Raw genomic sequence first — 20,976 nt, 5'->3', positions numbered from 1 at the left:
TTCACTTGTTGGTGATGCCCTTGGGATTGAGATGGGCGATGTTGCCGCTCTCGGTGCCGTCGGAGGGGTCGATGACGCAGTCGATGAGTGCCGGCCTGCCCGATGCCAGGGCCTCCCGCAGGCAGGCGGCGACCTCGGTTGGCGTTGTCGCCTGATATCCCTTGCCCCCGAAGGCCTTGATCATGAACTCGTGACGTGCCCGCAGTGCGGTCGGTGCCGGGTCGGCGGACGCGGAGATGTCGTCACCGCGGTAGACGCCGCTGTTGTTGAGGATGACGGTGACGATCGGCAGGTTGTACCGGCAGACCGCCTCGAGCTCCATTCCGCTGAACCCGAACGCGCTGTCGCCTTCGATCGCGACGACCGGCTCGCCGGTCTCGACGGCTGCGGCAATCGCGTAGCCCATGCCGATGCCCATCACACCCCAAGTTCCGCTGTCCAACCGGTGCCGGGGTACTTGCATGCCAATTGTGTTGCGCGCCAGGTCAAGCGCGTTCGCGCCTTCGTTGACTACATAGACCTGGGGGTTGTCGTGCAGGACATCCCGGATGGCCTGGAGGGCGCCGAGGAATTTCATCGGGTGGGCGGCAAGCGCGGCCTCGAGGCGGCCGGCCATCTTGTCGACGTTCTGCGCCGACTTGGCCGTCAGCTCCTCGCGCCACTCCGTTTGGACAGTGATCTGACCGGGTTTGGCCCGTTCGAGGAGCGCCTCCATCACAGAGCCGATGTCGCCGACGAGCGGAGCCGCGATGGGCTGGTTGCTGTCCATCTCCGCGGCGGCGATGTCGACCTGGATGAACTTGGCGTCCGGGTTCCACTGCGGCGCATCGCCGTGTCCGAGCAGCCAGTTCAACCGGGCACCGACGAGCATCACCACGTCAGCCCTCTTCAGGGCCAACGATCGGGCGGTAGCCGCCGACTGCGGGTGATCGTCGGGCAGCAGGCCCTTCGCCATCGACATCGGCAGGTACGGCACGCCGGTGGTCTCGACGAACTCGAGGATCTGCTCGTCCGCCTGCGCGTATGCGGCGCCCTTGCCGAGCACGATCAGGGGCCGTTTGGCGTCGGCGAGCAGGTCGATCGCGGAGTCGACCGTGTCTACTTCCGGCAATTGCCGCGGGGCCGGGTTGACGACCCGCCACAGCGTCCCCGCGGCCTGCTCTGCATCGATCACCTCGCCGAGCACTGCGGCCGGGATGTCGAGGTAGACGCCTCCTGGCCTGCCGGACACCGCGGTGCGGATCGCCCTGGCGATGCCACGGCCGATATCCTCGGCCCGCGATACTCGGTAGGCCGCCTTGGCGAACATCTTGGCGGCAGGAAGCTGATCCATCTCCTCGTAGTCTCCGCGCTGGAGGTCGACGAGATGCCGCTCACTAGACCCCGAGATCTGGACCATCGGGAAGCAGTTCGTGGTGGCATTGGCAAGCGCAACAAGCCCGTTGAGGAAGCCCGGGGCGGACACGGTCAGGCAGATGCCCGCCTTCTTCGTCAGGAACCCCGCCGCCGCGGCCGCATGGCCGGCGTCGCTCTCGTGGCGGAAGCCGATGTAGCGGATGCCCGACGCCTGTGCGAGCCGAGCCAGGTCGGTGATCGGGATCCCGACGACTCCGTAGATGGTGTGCACGTCGTTGAGCTTCAGTGCGTCGACGACCAGGTGGATCCCATCAGTGAGAGTGCCCGTGTCGTCGGCACCCTGCGCCTCCGTGTCTCGCGTGGGAGCAACGGTCATGATGTGGACCCTTCCTAACTGTTCGAAGCCGAAGCCGAAGCTGCTCGAAATTTCCCTTACCTACTAACACTTTTCACGTCTTCGGCCAGCGCGTCCAAGACCTGTTGTCAACGACTCGATAAACGGTGGCTATCACGGGGTTGCGCGCCGCCCCGGTTGTCGGCGAAGCATTCACTGCCCGCTCAGGTCGCCGACGAGGTGCGGCCCGGCCGCCACATTCAGAAACGCTCTGGCGGCGACCGAACCGGGGGCCGCCGCGTGAATCGCCATTGAGATATGCGCCGTCGCGTCCGGTTCGACGAGCCGGATGGCTCTCGCGGCGCTCGTCACCGGCATCGCGCGCAGCCAGGTGTGCGGCACCACGCTCGCCCACGATCCGGTCGCCACGTGTGCGTAAAGGGAAGCTACGGAGTCGGTTTCGACCTGAGGGGTGGCAAGCGCCCCACTGCTGGCGAAGGCCTTGTCGATGAACTGACGAAATCTCATGTCCGGTGTCAGCAACGCCAGCGGCAGCTCCGCCGCCTGAGCCCACGTGATGGTTCGGGCGCCCGGCACCAGCTTCTCTCCGGACACGAGCAGCACATACTGCTCCTCGTACAGCGGCACTACCGTCAGGCCTGACTGATCATCGGGCCCGAAGTGCGCGATGGCGGCGTCCAGCTCGAAGTTGCGAAGTTGCCGCAGCAGCTCGGTGGATGACAGTCGGGAGCAGACCTTCACCTTGGCCAGCGGGTGCAACGCACAGAATGCGGCCACGGGCTGTGCCATTGTCGTGGACACCGTGGGCCCGGTACCCAGGCGGAGCGTGCCGGAGATGCCCGAACGGAGAGCCGCCGCCTCGGCCTTCAGGCCGTGGTGATCGGCGAGCAGTCGCTTGGCCCAGACCACGAGCCGTTCGCCCTCCAGGGTCAGACCCTCGAAGTTCTGGCCCCGGTTGATCAGCGTGACGTTCAGCTCGCGTTCCAGTTTGGCGATCGCCGTAGAAAGGGCAGGCTGCGACACGTAGCAGGCTTCCGCGGCACGGGCGAAGTGTCGTTCCCTGGCGACGGCGACGAAGTACTCCAGCTGGCGTAGCAGCATGGGCGGTCCTCCTCGTCATCGTAGATTGTATACAGTATGTCTTATTCGGTATGGTACCCGTGGGTCGACGGAAATGTCCACCTTGGAACGGCGATGTGGGAGGGCAACAATGAGCGAGACAACGCAAACAGCTCCGGAAAGGGCCGAAGGCGGTGTCACCGCGGCCTGGCTCGCCCAAGCGGCCGTGACCGAAGCGCCCGATGCCATCGTGGTGACGGATCCTGACGGAACCGTTCGACTGTGGAACAACGGAGCGGCGCGGGTCTTCGGATTTTCGGCAGCCGAGATCGTGGGCCAGAGCCTCGACATGATCATCCCCGAGAAGCTGCGGGACCGGCACTGGAGGGGCTACCGGCAGACGATGCTCACTGGATACACCCGCTACGGGGACAAGCTGTTGAGCGTGCCGGCCACTCACCGCGACGGGCGCCGGCTGTCGGTCGAGTTCAGCGTGGCGCTACTGCGGGACGACGCCGACCAGATCGTCGGGATATCGGCGATCATGCGCGAGGTCAGCGAGCGCCGGGAAGCCGAGAAGGCGTTGCGCACCAAGCTGACCGAACTCGAGTCTCGGGTCGGCTCGGCCTGAAAATTGCGCCGAGCGTGCGGTTTCATACGCGACACCCCGGGTAAGGTGTACGAAACCGCACGATCGCGGGTGCACTGACCGGAATGACCGAGCCGGCAGCGTCATTCGATGCGCAGCACGCGCACCGAGTCGGTGCACCCCGATACGCCGCTGCGGCTCCCTGACACCACCACGACCAGACTTCCCGGATGCCGCATGCCCATGGCCGCCAACCCCCGACTCACCTCGGTCGGCAGGGTTTCGGCCGTGGTCGCGGGTGCCAGCACTGCGGACTCGATGCCCCAGGAGAACGCCAACCGGGCCCGTACCGACTCGTCGTGCGCGAAGGCGAGTAGCGGCAGCGGCGATCGCTGCCGCGCCAGGCGCAGGGCCGTGTCGCCGGTACGAGTGAAGCAGCACAGCACCTTCGCGCCGAGCCGTCGGCCCAATTCGCAGGCGGCCGCGGCAACCGCGTCGCCAACGCCGGCATCGCCTTCCTCGGCAGCCCACTCCGGTGTGATCTCTTCGTATGGCGCGTCTTCGGCCGCAGCGACAATGCGCGCCATCGTGGCCACCGTGTGGGCCGGATACGCCCCAACGCTCGTCTCGGCGGACAACATGACTGCGTCCGCCCCGTCGAAGATGGCGTTGGCCACGTCGGAGACCTCGGCCCGGGTGGGGCGCCGATCAGAGATCATCGAATCCAGCATCTGGGTCGCCACGATCACCGGTTTGGCTGCCTGGCGACACAGGCCGATGGCCCGCTTCTGCACCAGCGGGACCTGCTCCAGCGGCATCTCCACGCCGAGGTCCCCGCGGGCGACCATCAGTCCGTCGAACGCATCCACGATCGCCTTCAGGTCCGAAACCGCCTCCGGCTTCTCGAGTTTCGCCATGATGGGTACCCACTTGCCGACTTCGTCCATGACGGCGCGCGCGAGCTTCACCTCCTCAGGGGCCCGGACGAATGACATGGCGACCATGTCGACCCCGAGCTCGAGGGCGAACTTCAGATCCTCAATGTCCTTCTCGGACAGGGGCGGGACGCTGACCGCGACGCCCGGCAGCGAGATGCCTTTGTGGTCACTGACCGGACCACCCCCTAAAACCTCGCAGGTGATGTCGTCGCCGTTGACGTCGACCACCCGCAGGTCGATCTTTCCGTCGTCGACGAGCAGCCGATCACCCGGCCGCACATCGGCCGCCAGCCCCGCGTATGTCGTGGAGACCCGGTCGTGATCGCCGCGACATTCGGCGGTGGTGATCACGATGCGCTCACCGGTGGCCCAAACCACTGAGCCCGCGGCGAACCGGCCCAGCCGGATCTTGGGTCCCTGCAAATCGGCCAGTACCCCGACCGGAAGACCGCGTTCGGCGGAGATCTGACGGACCGTGTCGTAGACGACCGAGTGCTCGGCTTGGGTGCTGTGGCTGAAATTCAGCCGCGCGACATCCATTCCGGCGTCGACGAGTTCGGCCAGTCGCGGCGCGGTGCTGGTGGCGGGCCCCAATGTGCAGACGATCTTGGCGCGACGGTTCACGGTTGGTCCTCTCAGGACATAACGGGCGAAGTTTCCTTCTCCGGCGTGCGGATGGCCTGCGACGATGCGGGCGCGCACGTGCGTGCAAGCAGATCGGTGGCGGCATGGATGGTGCGCAGAGTGGGAGCGGCGGCGCCGGTCAGGTCTGCCATCTCCACCACCGCGGTCACGATGGCGTCGAGTTCCAATTGCTTGCCCGATTCGAGGTCTTGCAGCATGGAGGTCTTGTGGTGTCCTACGTTCTCGGCTCCACGCAGCCGCTTCTCGATGGAAATGTCCGGGGTGCTGCCCACCCTGGCAGCGATGTCGAGCGTCTCCTCCATCAGCTGGATGACCACGCGCCGGGTGCCGGGGTGCTGACACAACTCGACCATCGTCGCTCTGGTCAGCGCGCTGAGCGGATTGAACGCGACGTTGCCCATGAGCTTGATCCAGATGTCGTTGCGCAGGTCGGCCTCGACCGGCGCCTTCAATCCGCCGGCAATCATCGCGTCGCTCAACGTCTTACAGCGCTCCGAGATCTCTCCCGACGGCTCACCGATGGAAAACCGGGTGCCCTCGAGATGCCGGATCACTCCCGGCGCCTCGATCGTGGTGGCGGGATAGACGACGCAGCCGATCGCCCGCTCTGGCGACAGCACGGCGCTGGTGGCTCCGCCGGGATCGACGGCCTCGATCCGACGGCCGCTGTACGGGCTTGGCAATTGGTGGAAGTACCACCAGGGGATCCCGTTCTGCGCGGGCAGCACTGCCGTGTTCTCGCCGAGCAGCGGTTTCACCAGGGGACCGCAGGACGGGTAGCTGTGCGCTTTCAGCCCGAGGAAAACGTAATCAACGGGCCCGATCTCGGCCGGGTCGTCCGTGGCATTCGGATATGCCACGAAGTCGCCACGCGGACTGATCACGCGCACACCGTTTTTCCGCATCGCGCGCAGGTGTTCGTTCCGCGCGATGAGGTGCACTTCAGCGCCTCCGCGATGCATTGCGGCCCCCCAATAGGCGCCGATTGCTCCGGCACCGACGACTGCGATCTTCACGGCAACCTCCTCCTCGATCGCATACTGTATGCACTAATTGCGTTGGGTGTCTATCACCCAGTTGGGGGACGCCTGGCGGCCCGACGAGAATGCGCGCAAATCGAGTACTCGCCGAGATCGGCAAGCCGCGCCGTCTCGGTCTCGCCCGAGGTCCTAGTGAATACTGTATGCGATATGCTACTGTCAGCCTGCTCCGGCTTGGCATCGCCGCATCAGCACATCGACGTGAACCGCCAGGAGCGTTCTGCCCGGCCACAGCCAGGAAGAGGAATATGACGCTTATCGGAGTGCCCCGGGAAAACGCACCGGGCGAACGACGCGTTGCGCTGGTCCCCAAGCTCGTCGAACGACTATGCGGCGCCGGCCTTTCCGTCGTGATCGAGGCCGGGGCGGGGGCCGGGGCACTCATCCCCGACGCGCACTATGAACAGGCCGGCGCCAGCGTCGGTGATCCCTGGCCGGCCGACGTCGTGGTGAAGGTGAACCCACCGACCGACGACGAAATCACGTTCCTGAAGCCCGGATCGATCGTGGCCGGATTCCTGGCACCACGCACTCGCCCCGAGGTCGCTGACCGACTCCGGATAGCGGGCGTCACCGGTTTCGCCATGGAAGCGGTGCCACGGATCTCTCGGGCGCAGACCATGGACGCGCTGTCCTCTCAAGCCAATGTCGCCGGTTACAAAGCGGTGCTACGCGCTGCCGAATGCTCGACCCGCTTCTTCCCGATGCTCACCACGGCCGCGGGAACGGTGAAGCCGTCCACGGTCCTGGTACTCGGCGTGGGCGTTGCCGGGCTTCAGGCGCTGGCCACCGCCAAGCGGCTGGGCGGCCGCACGACCGGCTTCGACGTTCGCCCCGAGGTCGCCGAACAGGTTCGGTCGCTGGGCGCCCAGTGGCTGGAGCTCGGTGTTCAGGCCGCCGGCGACGGCGGCTACGCCCGCGCGCTGACCACCGAGGAGCAAGCGGAGCAGCAACTGCGGCTCACAGAGGCGATCTCGGGTTTCGACGTCGTGATCACCACTGCGCTCGTTCCGGGCCGCCCGGCACCTCGGCTTGTCACCGCCGAGGCGGTACGCCGAATGCGCCCGGGCAGCGTGGTTGTCGACCTCGCCGGTGAAGCGGGTGGCAACTGCGAGCTCACCGTGCCCGGGGAGACCGTAGTTCGGCACGCCGTCACCATCGCCTCGCCGTTGAACCTGCCGGCGACGATGCCGGAGCACGCCAGCGAGCTCTACGCGCGCAACGTCGCCGCGCTGCTCGAACACATGCTGGCCGACGGCCAGATTGTGCCGGACCTCTCCGACGAGATCCTTGCCGCTTGCTGCGTGACCTCGACCACCGACCAGTTGACGGAGGCCCGATGACACTCCTCTCCAATCTGGCGATCTTGGTGTTGGCCGGCTACATCGGCTTCTCCGTGATCTCCAAGGTGCCCAACACCCTGCACACCCCGCTGATGTCCGGGACCAACGCCATCCACGGCATCGTGCTGCTCGCCGGCCTGGTGCTACTCGGCCGCTCCGCGTCCGGTGTGTTCGAGCGGACGTTGCTGGTGATCGCCATCGCCTTCGGCGCCATCAATGTGGTGGGCGGGTTCCTTGTCACAGACCGGATGCTCGGCATGTTCAAAAAGAAGCCGGCTTCCGAATCGGGAAGGACTGCGGCCGTTCATGAATGAGCTCATCTCGATTCTCTACATTGTTGCGTTCGCACTCTTCATCTACGGCCTGATGGGTTTAACCGGTCCACGAACAGCGGTGCGTGGCAACATAATCGCGGGCGCCGGCATGGCGATTGCGATCGTGGCGACCCTGCTGACGCCGGGGACGAGCAACTGGCTATTGATCGCGCTCGGTCTCGCGTTGGGGACGGTCATCGGTGTGCCGTCGGCGAAGCAGGTCAAGATGACCGCGATGCCGCAACTGGTGGCGCTGTTCAACGGCGTCGGCGGCGGCGCGGTGGCCCTGGTGGCGTGGGTGGAGTTCCGGGACAGCCACGGCTACGCGACGGTGGCCGGATATGTCACGGTCACTTCGCTTTTCGCCGCAATTGTCGGTTCGGTGTCCTTCTGGGGATCGTTGATCGCCTTCGGCAAGCTGCAGGAGGTGTTGCCGGGCGGGCCGATCACGCTCGGCCGGGCACAGCAACCGCTCAACGCGGCACTACTGCTCGTCTCCATCGGCTGTGCCGTCGCGATCGGTCTGGGCCAACGATCCGAGATGATGATCATCGGTGTCCTGCTCTCGGCAGCGGTGCTCGGCGTAATGGTCGTGCTACCGATCGGCGGCGCGGACATGCCGGTCGTGATCTCGCTGCTCAACGCGCTCACCGGACTGTCCGCCGCGGCGACCGGGCTCGCGCTGGACAACACCGCGATGATCGTCGCAGGCATGATCGTCGGCGCCTCGGGCACCATCCTGACCAACCTGATGGCCAAGGCGATGAACCGGTCGATCCCGGCCATTGTTGCCGGCGGGTTCGGCGGGACCAGCTCGGCCGCAGGCCCGGCCGGCGGTCCGGTGGACCAGACCGTACGGCAGACCAGTGCGGCCGACGCGGCGATGCAGATGGGATACGCGAGCCAGGTGGTCATCGTTCCCGGCTACGGCATGGCCGTGTCCCAGGCGCAGCATGCGGTGCGCGAGATGGCCGGCCTGCTCGAGCAACGAGGCGTGGAGGTCAGACATGCCATCCACCCGGTTGCGGGCCGGATGCCGGGCCACATGAACGTGCTCCTCGCCGAGGCCGACGTCCCGTACGAGCAACTCAAGGAAATGGACGAGATCAACGGCGAGTTCAGCCGCGCCGACGTGGCGCTGGTCATCGGTGCGAACGATGTCACGAACCCGGCGGCCCGCTCGAATCCCGCATCGCCGATCTACGGGATGCCGATCCTCAATGTGGACCAGGCGAGGTCGGTCATCGTGCTCAAGCGCTCGATGAGCGCCGGATTCGCCGGCATCGACAACGACCTGTACTTCGACCCGAAGACCGCAATGCTCTTCGGTGACGCAAAGTCCTCGGTCGCCGAAATCAGCCAGGAACTGAAGGTCCTGTGAGCGGATTTCGCAGGCGTAGGGAGATGATTTCATGACCGATCTGCCTGCCGGTCTCGGCGCGTCCGTGACCACGGGCCCGATTGCGGGCAGCACCAAGATCTACCGGGGCCTCGCGGATGTGCCGGGCGGCCGGGTGCCGTTTCGGCGGGTGAACCTGTCCAATGGTGAGCACCTGGACCTATACGACACCTCGGGCCCATACACCGAAACCGACGCGGTGATCGATCTGTCCGCGGGTTTGCCCCCGCGGCCCGCGGTCAGGCGGGATCGCGGCACCCAGCTGCAGCGTGCCCGCGCCGGTGAGGTCACGCCCGAGATGGCGTTCATCGCTGCTCGTGAGTGCGTGCGGCCCAAGCTGGTCCGCGATGAGGTGGCCCGCGGCCGCGCGGTCATCCCCGCCAACTACAACCATCCCGAGAGCGAGCCGATGATCATCGGCAAGGCTTTCGCGGTGAAAATCAATGCCAACATCGGCAATTCCGCGGTCACGTCGTCGATCGCCGAAGAGGTCGACAAGATGGTGTGGGCCACCCGTTGGGGCGCCGACACCGTGATGGACCTCTCGACCGGTCGCGACATTCACCTCACCCGGGAGTGGATCCTGCGCAACTCACCGGTGCCGGTCGGCACCGTGCCGATCTATCAGGCGATGGAGAAGGCCAACGGCGACCCCACCGCACTGAGCTGGGAGGTCTACCGCGACACCGTGATCGAGCAAGCCGAACAGGGTGTCGACTACATGACGGTGCACGCCGGGGTGCTGCTGCGCTACATCCCGCTCACGGTCAAGCGGGTCACCGGCATCGTCTCGCGCGGGGGATCGATCATGGCGGCCTGGTGCCTGGCCCATCACCGCGAGTCCTTCCTCTACACCCACTTCGCCGAGCTCTGTGAGATCCTGGCGCGCTATGACGTGACGTTCTCGCTGGGCGACGGGCTGCGGCCCGGGTCGATCGCCGACGCCAACGACGAGGCGCAGTTCGCCGAACTGCGCACGCTGGGAGAACTGACCAAGATCGCGAAATCGGCTGGCGTGCAAGTGATGATCGAAGGTCCGGGTCACATCCCGATGCACAAGATCGTGGAGAACGTGCGGCTGGAAGAGCAGCTGTGCGAGGAGGCGCCGTTCTACACGCTGGGCCCGCTGGCCACCGACATCGCCCCGGCCTATGACCACATCACCAGCGCGATCGGCGCGGCCATCATCGCCCAGGCCGGCACCGCGATGCTCTGCTACGTCACGCCCAAGGAGCACCTCGGTCTACCCGACCGCAAGGACGTCAAAGACGGCGTGATCGCCTACAAGATCGCGGCCCACGCGGCAGATCTCGCCAAGGGACGCCCGCGCGCGCAGGAGCGCGACGACGCATTGTCGAAGGCGCGCTTCGAGTTCCGGTGGCACGACCAGTTCGCGCTGTCACTCGACCCGGACACCGCGCGGCAGTTCCACGACGAAACGCTTCCCGCCGAGCCGGCCAAGACGGCCCACTTCTGCTCGATGTGCGGGCCCAAGTTCTGCTCGATGCGCATCAGCCACGAAGTCCGCGACGCTATGGCCGAGAAGTCCCGGGAATTCGCCGAACACGGCAACCGCGTCTATCTGCCGCTCGACTGACATCCCTGGGCTGCCCGCCATTCGCGACACTGCGCGGATCGCGATAGTTTGTAACCGCGACGGTCGTCGTCCGCGCCTGACCAGCTGTCGGCGAAGTCAGTGCACCGGCGTGAGTCCCGACCGCACCAGGTTGACGCTGTCGGCGACGATCTGGCCGATGTCGCCCCGCCCCCAAAGGATTCCGCGATCTACCGATCGGCGTCGACGGCCTCTACCTCGCCGGTAGCTGTATCACGCTCACAGCTGCTCGCGGACCCGTTCAACGAGACGCAGCAGCTTTGCATGATGCGACCCCGGCCAGTAGATCCGGCCGCAGTCCGCGCAACGAACGAAATCGCGGTAGTAGCGCCGCGTCAACGGCTCCAGGCGGTCGATGACCTCTTCTTTGCTGACCGCGACCAGCTCGCCGTTGCATCGCATGCAGCGGGTCAACGGTGCGAGCCGCTCACCGAGGTCCAGCCGCCGTATCACTTCGACCGTCTGCGCTTCCGGGTCGTCGGAGTGGACGAACACGCCATGGGTGACGATGCGGCGTTTCAACAGGCCGCGGTCTCGCGTCAGCAGGATGCGCCGCTGAGCGAGGCTGATATCAACCAAGGTCTCGTCGTGGGCATTACTCCTCCACCACGCGTCAAACCCGATCAGCCGCAAGAGCTGCGCCAGTCGACCAAGGTTGACGTCGACAACGAAACGGGTATCGCGCAGCGGCACCGGACGAAGCCGGGCCGTCGGGCCGATGTCGAGCGCTTCGAACATCGGGTACGCGGCGATGCGGTCGCCGGGGGCTGGGCGGTGTGTGAAACCCTGCGCCTCCCCGTTCACCACGATCAGGTCGACTTCGGTATGCGGAATGCCCGTCGCCTCTAGCACGTCTTTGACCGTCTGATGCGGTCGGAAGGGACGGCGCAGGGTCAGGCCGCGCGACCCGCGTGGCAAGAAGGCGTTGAGCTCGGCGTACACCCGCACATCCACGTGACCCGCCATTCCTCATCTTCTCGCGCAGACTCAGCCGGCCGCAATCGCATGCCTGGGTGCTAGCCATCTGAAGGGCCATCACCGGACCGATTGAACCGTTCGCCTTCTCACTCCGTGACTCTTTTGGAGACGCGGAAGTCTCCGCCTCGTGGTGGCCAGTCCACAGAGCGGAGGATCGAACCTGCTACATCGAACCGCCCGACTGGCCATCGCCGCGCCGCGCGCCGTCATCGCACTCGCGGCGCTGTTGACCGTCGCGCTCGGTGTCTTCGGGCTCCCCGTGGCCAACAAGCTATCCGCCAGCGGGTTCCAGGACCCAACCTCCGAGTCGTCCCGCGCAGCCGATCTGTTGACCGGCAAGTTTCATCAGGGCGACGTCCAGTTGCTCATCGTGGTCTCCAGCCCCGACGGCGTCGACAGCCAGAACACCACGCAGGCAGGCCTCGACATCGTCGACCATCTCCACCGGTCGCCTCACGTCGCGGATCTCAGCTCACCATGGACCTCACCGCCATCGGCCGCCCACGGTTTGATCAGCAAGGATCGCACCGCCGGACTGATCGTCGCCGGCATCGTCGGCGACGAGGCCGACCAGCAGAAGTACGCCAAGGAGCTGTCCGACCAAGTGGCGCACGACCGCGGCGGCGCGACAATCCGCTCGGGCGGCGTCGCGATGGTCAACATCCAGATCACCAACCAGTCGCAGCGCGACCTGCTGCTGATGGAATCGTTCGCCATCCCGCTGAGCTTCATCGTGCTGGTGTGGGTGTTCGGCGGCCTGCTCGCGGCTGCTCTTCCGGTCGCTGTCGGCGTCATGGCGATACTCGGCGCTCTCGCTGTCCTGCGGCTCATGACGTTCGCCACCGACGTATCGATCTTCGCGCTGAACCTCACCACGGCAATGGGTCTGGCGCTGGCCATCGACTACACGCTGCTCATGATCAGCCGGTTCCGCGACGAGCGCGCCGACGGCGCCAGCCGTGACGAGGCCCTCACCCGCATGATGCTCACCGCGGGCCGCACTGTGGTGTTCTCCGCCACCACCGTGGCGCTGTCCATGGCGGTGATGGTGCTGTTTCCCATGCACTTCCTCAAGTCGTTCGCCTACGCCGGCGTCGCCACCGTCGCCTTCGCCGCCGGCGCGGCCATCGTGGTGACACCCGCCGCGCTCGTTCTGCTCGGCGACCGCCTGGATTCACTCGACGTCCGCCGGCTCGCCCGCCGCATGTCCCCCGCAAACGGGAGGTACCCCCACGGCCGACCCGATCCGCAGCCCATCCCCCTCGAGCAACGGTTCTGGTACCACTGCGCGAGATTCGTTATGCGCAAAGCAATTCCGCTCGGGCTCGCCGGCGTCGCGCTGCTGCTTGTGCTCGGCGCGCCCTTCCTCAGCGTGCGGTGGGGATTCCCGGACGACCGTGTCCTTCCGAGTTCCGCCTCCGCACACCAAGTCGGCGACCAGCTGCGACGCAACTTCGCCATCAACACCGACACCGCGGTCACCGTCGTCCTGCCCGACGCCGACGGCGTAAGCGCCTACGACATCGACCGATACGCCACCGAACTCTCTGCAGTGCCTGACGTTTCGGCGGTATCGGCCCCGACGGGCACCTTCGTCGGCGGCCACCGCACCGGGCCGCCCTCTGCTCCAGCGGGTCTCGGCTCCGGCAGCGCTTTCCTCACCATCGACAGCACCGCTCCGTTGTTCTCCGAGCAGTCCGAAGTTCAACTCGACCGACTGCACGCGGTGCCCGGACCCGCAGGCCGTCACGTCGACATGACCGGTACCGCCCAGATCAACCGCGACAGCGTCGACGCCATCACGACGCGGCTCCCGATAGTCCTCGGAACCATCGCCGTCATCATGTTCGTCCTGCTCTTCTTGCTCACCGGCAGCATCGTCGTACCGGTGAAAGCGTTGGTGCTCAACGTCCTTTCGCTGACCGCTGCGTTCGGCGCGATGGTGTGGATCTTCCAGGAGGGCCACCTCGGCGCGCTCGGCACCACATCGACCGGCACGTTGGTCGCGAACATCCCCGTGCTGCTGTTCTGCGTCGCGTTCGGCTTGTCGATGGACTACGAGGTCTTCCTGGTCTCCCGCATTCGGGAGTTCTGGCTGGCGTCCGGCAAGTCGCGAGCCGACAACGACGAGAGCGTGGCCCTCGGCATCGCCCGCACCGGACGGATCATCACCGCCGCCGCGCTCATCATGTCGATCTCGTTCGCCGCGCTGATCTTTGCTCACATATCGGTTCTGCGACTATTCGGCCTCGGGCTGACGCTGGCCGTCATGGTCGACGCGACGCTGGTGCGGATGGTTCTGGTGCCCGCGTTCATGCACGTCATGGGCCGATGGAACTGGTGGGCACCCGGGTGGCTGACCGCACTGCATCGCCGCCTCGGGCTCAACGACGGCCACAGCCCGGCGCCGCCACCACCGGCCGAACCAGTCAACGCCGACATTGAACCGAGGCAGCGTGGGCGTCGTGTCTAGAGGATGAGCCCTTCCAGCATCATTGCGGGCGTATACGGGGCGTTACCGCTGCACCGGTACGCGCAAGATGAAATCACCGAAGCGTTCCTGCGGATTCCGGCTTTCGCCGGATATGAACAGGCCCTACGTGGACTCCACAAGAGTGCGAAGGTCGACAGCCGCTACAGCATCCTGCCGTTGGAGAAGCTGATGTCGCTCGCCGACTTCAAGGAATCCAACGACCTCTTCATCGAGCACGCCGTCGAACTTGGGTGCCAGGCGTTGTCCGGTGCGCTTGAGGAGGCGGGGCTGCGTCCCAGTGACGTCGACCTGATCGTGACGACGACGGTGACCGGTGTGGCGGTGCCGTCGTTGGATGCCCGCATCGCCGGGCGGCTCGGCCTGCGGCCCGATGTGCGCCGGGTGCCGATCTTCGGCCTCGGCTGCGTGGCCGGCGCGGCCGGCGTGGCCCGTCTGCACGACTATCTGCGAGGTGCACCCGACGGCGTTGCCGCGCTGGTGTCGGTCGAGCTGTGTTCGCTGGTCTACCCCGCCGCTCAACCGACGATCGCCACAATGGTGGGCAGCGCATTGTTCGGTGACGGGGCGGGCGCCGTCGTGTCGGTCGGTGAGCGTCGCGCCGAGCGCATGGGGGCCATCGGGCCGGACGTGCTGGCCTCACGCAGTCGGCTCTACCCCGACTCGCTCGGCACAATGGGCTGGGACATCGATGGTTCAGGCTTTCATCTGGTGCTCTCGCCCGATCTGCCCGACCTCATCGAGCGGTATTTCGCCGATGACGTCACCGGCTTCCTGACCGATCACGACCTGACGATCGACGACATCGGTTCATGGGTGTCGCACCCCGGCGGCCCGAAGGTCCTCGAGTCGATCAACACCGCCCTCAACCTCGACGACGAAGCGCTGGAGTTGTCGTGGCGCTCCCTGAGCGAGGTCGGCAACTTGTCGTCTGCCTCCGTGCTGCACATTCTGCGCGATGCGCGTGACAAGCCGCCACCGGCCGGCACACCGGGGCTGATGATGGCGATGGGCCCGGGCTTCTGCTCCGAGCTGGTGCTGCTGCGCTGGAACTGAATCCCGTTCATGACCTGGTATGCGTTGTTGATCGCCGCGGTGGCGGGCGAGCGTGTCGCCGAACTCGTTGTCTCGCAACGCAATCTGACCTGGAGCCGGGACCGCGGCGGCACCGAGTTCGGAGGCCGGCACTATTTGGCGATGGTGGTCCTGCATGTGGGCCTGCTGGTCGGCTGCCTTGTGGAGAGTCTGCACCGTCCCTTCCTGCCTGCGCTGGGCTGGCCCATGCTGGCGGTGGTGCTGGCCGCACAGGGCCTGCGGTGGTGGTGCATCGCGACCCTTGGCCACCAGTGGAACGCCCGCGTCGTCGTCGTCCCCGGCGCCGAGCGGGTGAGCCGCGGGCCGTATCGCCTCATGCCGCACCCGAACTACCTAGCGGTGGTGGTCGAAGGGGTTGCACTGCCGCTGGTGCATACCGCGTGGATCACCGCGCTCGTGTTCACCGCGCTCAATGCTGCGGTGCTGCGGACGCGGATCAGGGTCGAGAACGCTGCCCTGGTGAGGCTGCGGTGATCGACCTGTTGGTTGCGGGTGGCGGGCCGGCCGGTCTGGCCACCGCAATCCATGCCGCACGGGCCGGGCTCGAGGTCGTCGTGGTGGAACGGCGGCGCGGGCCCGTCGACAAGGCCTGCGGAGAGGGGTTGATGCCCCACACGCTTCGGCAGTTGGGAGCCCTCGGCGCAAACCCGCCGGGCATGCCGTTCCACGGCATCACCTACATCGACGGTCCGCGCCGGGCGACCGGGCGATTCCGCTCCGGGCCGGGGCGCGGTGTGCGCAGAACATGTTTGCATGCAAGCCTTTTGGATACGGCGACGGCGGCAGGGGTACGGATCGAGCATGGCGAGATCGGCCGGGTGAGTCAGGACGCGACGTCGGTGCAGTGCGGCGACTTCCGCGCCCGCCACCTGGCCGCCGCGGACGGACTCCACTCGCCGATCCGGGCCTCGCTCGGGCTGAGCCGCCCCTCCGCGGGGGCACGCAGGTGGGGCATCCGCCGTCACATAGCGATGAAGCCGTGGACTGACTGCGTGCAGGTGTATTGGTCTGACAACGCAGAGGCGTACGTGACGCCGGTGGCAGAGGACTGCGTCGGCGTCGCGATCCTCACCACGCGCCGCGGCCCATTCTGCGAGCAGTTCAAGGCATTCCCCGCTCTGAAGGCTCTGGTCGACGGCCACGCACACGGCCCGGATCGGGCAGCGGGTCCGCTGCGGCAAAGAGTGCGCAGCCGCTCAGCGGGGCGGGTGCTGTTGGTCGGTGACGCGGCGGGATATGTCGACGCCCTGACGGGCGAAGGCCTCGGCATTGCCTTCGGCGCGGCCGAGCTGCTTCTGAACTGCATCACCGCCGGGCGTGTCGACGACTACGACCGTCAGTGGCGCCAAATGTCACGCCGCTATCGGCTGCTCACCGCTGGTGTGTTGCGCGCCAGCGCGTTCCCACCACTGCGTTCTGCAATTGTGCCCGCCGCCAATGCCTTTCCCGGCGTCTTCACGGGCGCGGTTAACATGCTCGCCGACTAGCAGCCATCGTTGCGTCAGTCGTCTAATCAAGCCGATCACTCTGAGTCGCAGAGAGGAGCGCTTCTAACTCAGGCTCGACGCGGTCGAGCCTGATCCCGCGTTCATCCCGCCTACAACGCTGCCCACCAGGTGCTCGACGACATCGGCGACCCGGTCACCGGACGTCATGACTCAATCGCAATTCACCCTGTATCGAACAGTTACCCAACACCGCGAGACATTGCGTAGCGTTTTCCGCTAATTGCCGACGCGACGCTGCCTGGGGGGCGAATGGCTTTTCCGTGGGAATTGAATCTCGAACCTACATACCGTGACGACAGGCCGCCTTCTCGCGAACGTGATGCCGTCAGGGCGTCAGCTCGTTACGAACGACCTTACCCGCCGGATTGCGCGGAATCTCCTTCACGATCCTGATGTCGCGAGGTTGCTCGAAGCGAGAAACCCTGTCTTTCAGGAACTCTCGGATTGAGTCTTCGCGGACGTCGGCGTCCGCTCGGGGTACGACGAACGCCACCAGCCGTTGCCCGTAGTCCTCGTCGGGCACGCCCACCACAGCGTTGTCGGCGACGTCCGGATGCTCGGCCAGGGCGTTTTCGACCGCACGCGGGTAGACGTTTTCGCCCCCGGAGACGATCATGTCGTCTCCGCGGCCGACGATGAACAGCCGTCCCGCCCGGTCGAGGTAGCCCATGTCGCCGGTGTCCATCATGTCGTCGACGACGTCTTTGTTTTCACCGCCTGTGTAACCCTCGAACGTCAAGTCACCGCCGACGAAAACCCGCCCGGTTACCTCGGGGCCGACGACCCCGCCGTCGTCGTCGAGGATCCGCACCGCGCAACCGACAACGGGCCTGCCCACCGTCTCCGGCGCCTCGCGAAGATCGGTCGGCGTTGCGAGAGCGCCGATACCGACTTCCGATGAGCCGTAACCGTTGTAGATGATGTCGCCGTAAACCTCCGAGAACCGTCTGGCCAGACTCGGATCAAGCCGGGCACCGCTCGATACCACCACTCGTAACGACGGCACCGGGTTTCGCGCCCGCATGCTCTCGCTCAGGTCGAGGATTCGCGCGAGCATGACCGGCACGACGGTCAACGCGTCGGCGCGATGTTCTGAGGCCTGAGCCAGCGTGGCTTCGGCGTCGAAGCGCCGACCGGTGAGCACAGTGCCACCAAGTCCAAGGGTCAGGGCCAGCATGCCGAAGCCCAGGCCATGAAACATGGGCGCGGGCACTGAGATTCGTGATCCGATTTGAAGCCTCGTGCGATCCAAGATCGATGCGCCGATGCCCAGTGCCATTCGGATTTTCGGCTGACGCGGTACACCTTTCGGTGTACCGGTCGTGCCGGAGGTCAGCAGAACGATTCGGCCGGCCCGCGCCACAGCAGGCCGCGAACCTTCGCGCACATCGACGTCCGCCGCATCGACCACCCTCACCCCGCCGTCCGCGTCACGCACGCGCGAAGCGAACTCGCTTTCACAGACGACCAGTCCGATCCGGTGGCTGCGAAGCGCGGCAGCCAGCGATTCGGTCCGAAAGTCCGTGTTCAGCAGCACTACGTCGGCTCCGACCATGGCCGCCGCGAAGACAGCCGCGGCAAAAGCCCGCCCATTGCGGCACAAGACTCCGACCGCGTGCCCCGGGCCGCTGCCGCGGCGTTGCAGCTGATCGGCGAGACTCTCTGTGCACAAAAGCAATTCGCGATAACTGATGGCACCCTCGTCGTCGATCATCGCTGTCCGGTGCGGCCACCGAGCCGCCGTCATCCCCAGCAAGGTGATCAGATTCGCGCGACCTCGCGCCACTTCGCGAACGAACCGCGGCAACGCGGCAGGCCCCGGCGGAACCAGCAGTCGAGAGCGCAGTAACGCCCGACATCCCGTCGCCACCAAGCTTTCGGTCATCGGTCCTCCGCTTCCACCGTGTCCGAATGCCGCGCGCGCCGCCGCCACCACACTTGCGTCGCGCGCTCCACCGGCGACCGCAGGAGCACCGTGGTGACTTCGGCGGGCCATAACCACCACGGCGCGATCGTTCGAGGCCGCTCGATGATCGCCTTCGCGATGATGTCCGCCGCCTCGTCGGGAGTCAGTCCAGGAGCGTTGCGCAGGCTCGCCGTCGGCGCGGTCATCCGGGTATGGATCAGCGCCATGTAGATCGACGTGACGTCGATGCCGTCGGCATGCAATTCCGCAGCGACGCTGCGCAGCCACATGTCGAACGCGCCTTTGGACGCCTGGTAGGCGCCCCACCGCGGACCGGGGGGGACGCGGACACCGACACTCGAGACATTCACGATGTGCCCCGCCCCGCGGTCCCGCATCGCAGGCAGCAACCCCAGCAGCAGCCAGATCGGGCCGAGGTAGTTGATGCCGATCGTGCGGTGAAAGTCGTGCGGTCGCTCGTATTGGTGGTGCAGCGACCGCCGGATGGATTTGCCGGCGTTGCTCACCACGATGTCCGGCGGCCCGTGCTCGTCGGTGATTCTTTGCGCCAACGTGGTCGCGGCGGCCTCGTCGCTCAGGTCGGCCGGGTAACTGACTGCGCGCCCGCCGCCCGCGCCGATCGCCCGCACCAGCTCGTCGAGCTTGTCCTCCGACCGGGCCGCCAGCAGCACGGTCGCTCCGGCGGCCGCGAGTGTGCGCGCGGTGGCCTCGCCGATACCGAACGACGCGCCGGTCACCAGTACGGTCTTCCCCGACACCGCGTCGCGGAGGCGGTCTGGCGCAGATCCATGCGATGGATTCACGACTTTGTCGAGGGCTTTCGCCGCCAGGCTCACCAGAACGGACTTCCCCGGAGCCGGCGTGCTCAACCGGCCGAGCGGCTGAGCCGCGTGCGCCGAAGCCAAGGCCTCACCTGCGCGCCGGAACGTCGCATTCGAGCAACTCCTGAAGCGCAACATCGAAGTCGTCGGCCAACCGCCACAGATCGGGCAACAGGTCCGGACAGGAGACCACGCCCACGTTCAACTTGCCGTCCAGCGACATCACGGTGATGTTCAGGCCGCAGCCGTGGAACAGCGGTCCGAGCGGATACATCGCCTGGACTTCACAACCCATGAAGTACAGCGTTGCCTGCGGCCCCGGCACATTCGAAACGATGAGGTTGTGCACGGGGTTCCCGATCAGCGGCGAGTCAGCCAGAAGACGGAAGACGGCGCCGAACACCGCCCGGGCCGCCAGTTGCGCCCAATCCTGCAAGAGCGTGGGGCTGATAGCCGAGCTGTGGTTCTTGGCAGCGGCGTCCGAACGGGCGATCGCCCGTAATCGTTGCGCGGGATCACTGATGTGGGTCGCGAGGCTGCAGAACATCCCCGACAACTGGTTGTGACCCGGCCGATCGGATTTGTCGTGCACCGACACCGGCACCATCGCCACCAGTGGTTTGGCCGGCAGCTCGCCGTAGTCGCTCAAGAACCAGCGCAGCACCGACGCGCACAAGGCCATCACCACGTCGTTGACGGTGACGTTGAAGCGGTCCTTGACCTTCTTGACGTCGTCGAGGCTCAACTGCACCAACGCGATGTTGCGGTCGGCGGTGACCGATGTGTTGAACCGGGTTGCCGGTGCTGTGAAGGGCGCCGCCATGGTCAGTCCGTCGCCCGCACGCCGCAGGGTCTTCACGATCGTCGCAGCCGTCGTCGGCATCAAGTTCACCAACTGCCAGGGCCGCGCGGCGAACCTCATCAGCCCACCCGCCGCTATCTGCAGCGGACCGGCACTGCCCGCACCCTCCACCGGTGCCGGCGGCGGCATGTCGGGCGCGGCGCTGCACAGCTGCGACAAGAGGTTGGCGCCGTTCACCCCGTCCACCGCGGCGTGATGGACCTTGGTCATCACCGCCAACAGTCCGCCGGCGCGCGGGTCGGTTTCGGCAACACCCTCGATCACCCACATCTCCCACAGCGGCCTGTCGCGATCCAGCGGTGCGGATGCGATGTGCCCGCAGATCTCGACCAGCTCTCGGCGTCCTCCCGGCGAGGGCAGCTTGATGCGGAGCAGATGACGGTCGAGGTCGAACCCGTCGTCGTCGACCCACACCGGATAGTCCAAATTGAGCTGGCTGTCGGCCAGCTTTGCCCGCAACTCCGGGATGGCCGCGATTCTCGAGGCCAGCTCGTCGCGAAGGCGGTCGAAACTGTAACCCCCCGGCACCGTCGACGTGTCCAACTCGAGGATCGAACACACATGCAGGGGCTGGGTAGAACTTTCGATGTAAAGGAAACTCGCGTCGAGCCCACTGAGACGCTCCATATGCCGAGGCTAGG

At 66.3% G+C, this 20,976-nt stretch carries 17 protein-coding genes; 9 read left to right on the top strand and 8 right to left on the bottom strand.

From position 1 onward, the window contains the following. Window position 1 precedes the first annotated feature (1 nt). Both oxc and QOC76_RS25665 read right to left on the bottom strand, forming a co-directional pair. Entirely contained in the window at window positions 2–1,732 is a 1,731-nt protein-coding gene (gene oxc / locus QOC76_RS25670) for an oxalyl-CoA decarboxylase (RefSeq protein ID WP_526361741.1), read from the bottom strand. 171 nt (window positions 1,733–1,903) lie between these two features. Further along, window positions 1,904–2,812, bottom strand: a complete 909-nt coding sequence (locus QOC76_RS25665; protein WP_526361739.1) for a LysR family transcriptional regulator — start codon at window positions 2,810–2,812, stop codon at window positions 1,904–1,906. A gap of 109 nt (window positions 2,813–2,921) precedes the next feature. Here QOC76_RS25665 and QOC76_RS25660 point away from each other — a divergent pair, with 109 nt between their 5' ends. Further along, window positions 2,922–3,401 carry a PAS domain-containing protein gene (locus tag QOC76_RS25660; RefSeq protein ID WP_526361737.1) on the top strand — a complete coding sequence of 160 codons (480 nt, stop codon included), beginning with the start codon at window positions 2,922–2,924 and terminating at the stop codon, window positions 3,399–3,401. A 101-nt stretch (window positions 3,402–3,502) separates the two neighbouring features. Here QOC76_RS25660 and pyk read toward each other — a convergent pair whose 3' ends face one another. Beyond that, window positions 3,503–4,921, bottom strand: a complete 1,419-nt coding sequence (gene pyk / locus QOC76_RS25655) for a pyruvate kinase (protein WP_526361735.1) — start codon at window positions 4,919–4,921, stop codon at window positions 3,503–3,505. Window positions 4,922–4,932: 11 nt separating this feature from the next. Further along, the gene (locus QOC76_RS25650; RefSeq protein WP_526361733.1) at window positions 4,933–5,958 is read right to left on the bottom strand and encodes a ketopantoate reductase family protein; all 1,026 of its coding nucleotides are present in this window, start codon (window positions 5,956–5,958) and stop codon (window positions 4,933–4,935) included. A gap of 272 nt (window positions 5,959–6,230) precedes the next feature. Here QOC76_RS25650 and QOC76_RS25645 point away from each other — a divergent pair, with 272 nt between their 5' ends. The 4 genes from QOC76_RS25645 to thiC are packed head-to-tail and all read left to right on the top strand — an operon-like array spanning window position 6,231 to window position 10,635. Continuing rightward, on the top strand, window positions 6,231–7,325 hold the full coding sequence (locus QOC76_RS25645; protein WP_526361731.1) for a Re/Si-specific NAD(P)(+) transhydrogenase subunit alpha: 1,095 nt from the start codon (window positions 6,231–6,233) through the stop codon (window positions 7,323–7,325). Continuing rightward, complete coding sequence (locus QOC76_RS25640; RefSeq protein WP_123026674.1) at window positions 7,322–7,639, top strand: NAD(P) transhydrogenase subunit alpha part 2; 318 nt, start codon at window positions 7,322–7,324, stop codon at window positions 7,637–7,639. Before QOC76_RS25645 ends, QOC76_RS25640 begins: the two co-directional genes overlap by 4 nt. Then, on the top strand, window positions 7,632–9,020 hold the full coding sequence (locus QOC76_RS25635; protein WP_526361729.1) for an NAD(P)(+) transhydrogenase (Re/Si-specific) subunit beta: 1,389 nt from the start codon (window positions 7,632–7,634) through the stop codon (window positions 9,018–9,020). Before QOC76_RS25640 ends, QOC76_RS25635 begins: the two co-directional genes overlap by 8 nt. Window positions 9,021–9,051: 31 nt before the next feature. Continuing rightward, entirely contained in the window at window positions 9,052–10,635 is a 1,584-nt protein-coding gene (gene thiC / locus QOC76_RS25630; RefSeq protein WP_526361727.1) for a phosphomethylpyrimidine synthase ThiC, read from the top strand. A gap of 237 nt (window positions 10,636–10,872) precedes the next feature. On the opposite strand, the gene QOC76_RS25625 is transcribed toward thiC, so the two are convergent. Further along, window positions 10,873–11,619 carry a Mut7-C RNAse domain-containing protein gene (locus QOC76_RS25625; RefSeq protein ID WP_526361725.1) on the bottom strand — a complete coding sequence of 249 codons (747 nt, stop codon included), beginning with the start codon at window positions 11,617–11,619 and terminating at the stop codon, window positions 10,873–10,875. Between the two features lie 172 nt (window positions 11,620–11,791). Between QOC76_RS25625 and QOC76_RS25620 the strand changes: the two genes are divergently transcribed. From QOC76_RS25620 to QOC76_RS25605, 4 genes are read left to right on the top strand one after another with little or no spacing between them, the layout of a single operon-like run. Continuing rightward, on the top strand, window positions 11,792–14,104 hold the full coding sequence (locus QOC76_RS25620; RefSeq protein ID WP_526361761.1) for an MMPL family transporter: 2,313 nt from the start codon (window positions 11,792–11,794) through the stop codon (window positions 14,102–14,104). Between the two features lie 3 nt (window positions 14,105–14,107). After that, window positions 14,108–15,178, top strand: a complete 1,071-nt coding sequence (locus QOC76_RS25615; protein WP_526361723.1) for a type III polyketide synthase — start codon at window positions 14,108–14,110, stop codon at window positions 15,176–15,178. 9 nt (window positions 15,179–15,187) lie between these two features. Next, a complete protein-coding gene (locus tag QOC76_RS25610; RefSeq protein ID WP_526361721.1) occupies window positions 15,188–15,691 on the top strand; it encodes an isoprenylcysteine carboxyl methyltransferase family protein in 504 nt (167 codons plus the stop codon). Continuing rightward, the gene (locus QOC76_RS25605; protein ID WP_526361719.1) at window positions 15,688–16,704 is read left to right on the top strand and encodes an NAD(P)/FAD-dependent oxidoreductase; all 1,017 of its coding nucleotides are present in this window, start codon (window positions 15,688–15,690) and stop codon (window positions 16,702–16,704) included. The genes QOC76_RS25610 and QOC76_RS25605 overlap by 4 nt, the downstream gene beginning before the upstream one ends. Before the next feature lie 346 nt (window positions 16,705–17,050). Here the strand turns inward: QOC76_RS25605 and QOC76_RS25600 are convergent, their stop codons facing one another. From QOC76_RS25600 to QOC76_RS25590, 3 genes are all read right to left on the bottom strand, one after another. Continuing rightward, window positions 17,051–18,610: a class I adenylate-forming enzyme family protein gene (locus QOC76_RS25600; protein WP_526361717.1), complete on the bottom strand. Its 1,560-nt coding sequence runs from the start codon at window positions 18,608–18,610 to the stop codon at window positions 17,051–17,053. Then, window positions 18,607–19,488, bottom strand: a complete 882-nt coding sequence (locus QOC76_RS25595) for an SDR family NAD(P)-dependent oxidoreductase (RefSeq protein ID WP_526361759.1) — start codon at window positions 19,486–19,488, stop codon at window positions 18,607–18,609. Before QOC76_RS25595 ends, QOC76_RS25600 begins: the two co-directional genes overlap by 4 nt. Before the next feature lie 73 nt (window positions 19,489–19,561). Further along, on the bottom strand, window positions 19,562–20,962 hold the full coding sequence (locus QOC76_RS25590) for a WS/DGAT/MGAT family O-acyltransferase (protein WP_526361715.1): 1,401 nt from the start codon (window positions 20,960–20,962) through the stop codon (window positions 19,562–19,564). Window positions 20,963–20,976: the final 14 nt, after the last annotated feature.

Origin of the sequence: Mycobacterium sp. (assembly GCF_032159565.1) — a bacterium.
Classification (GTDB): domain Bacteria; phylum Actinomycetota; class Actinomycetes; order Mycobacteriales; family Mycobacteriaceae; genus Mycobacterium.
This window is presented reverse-complemented; position numbering and strand designations above follow the sequence as displayed.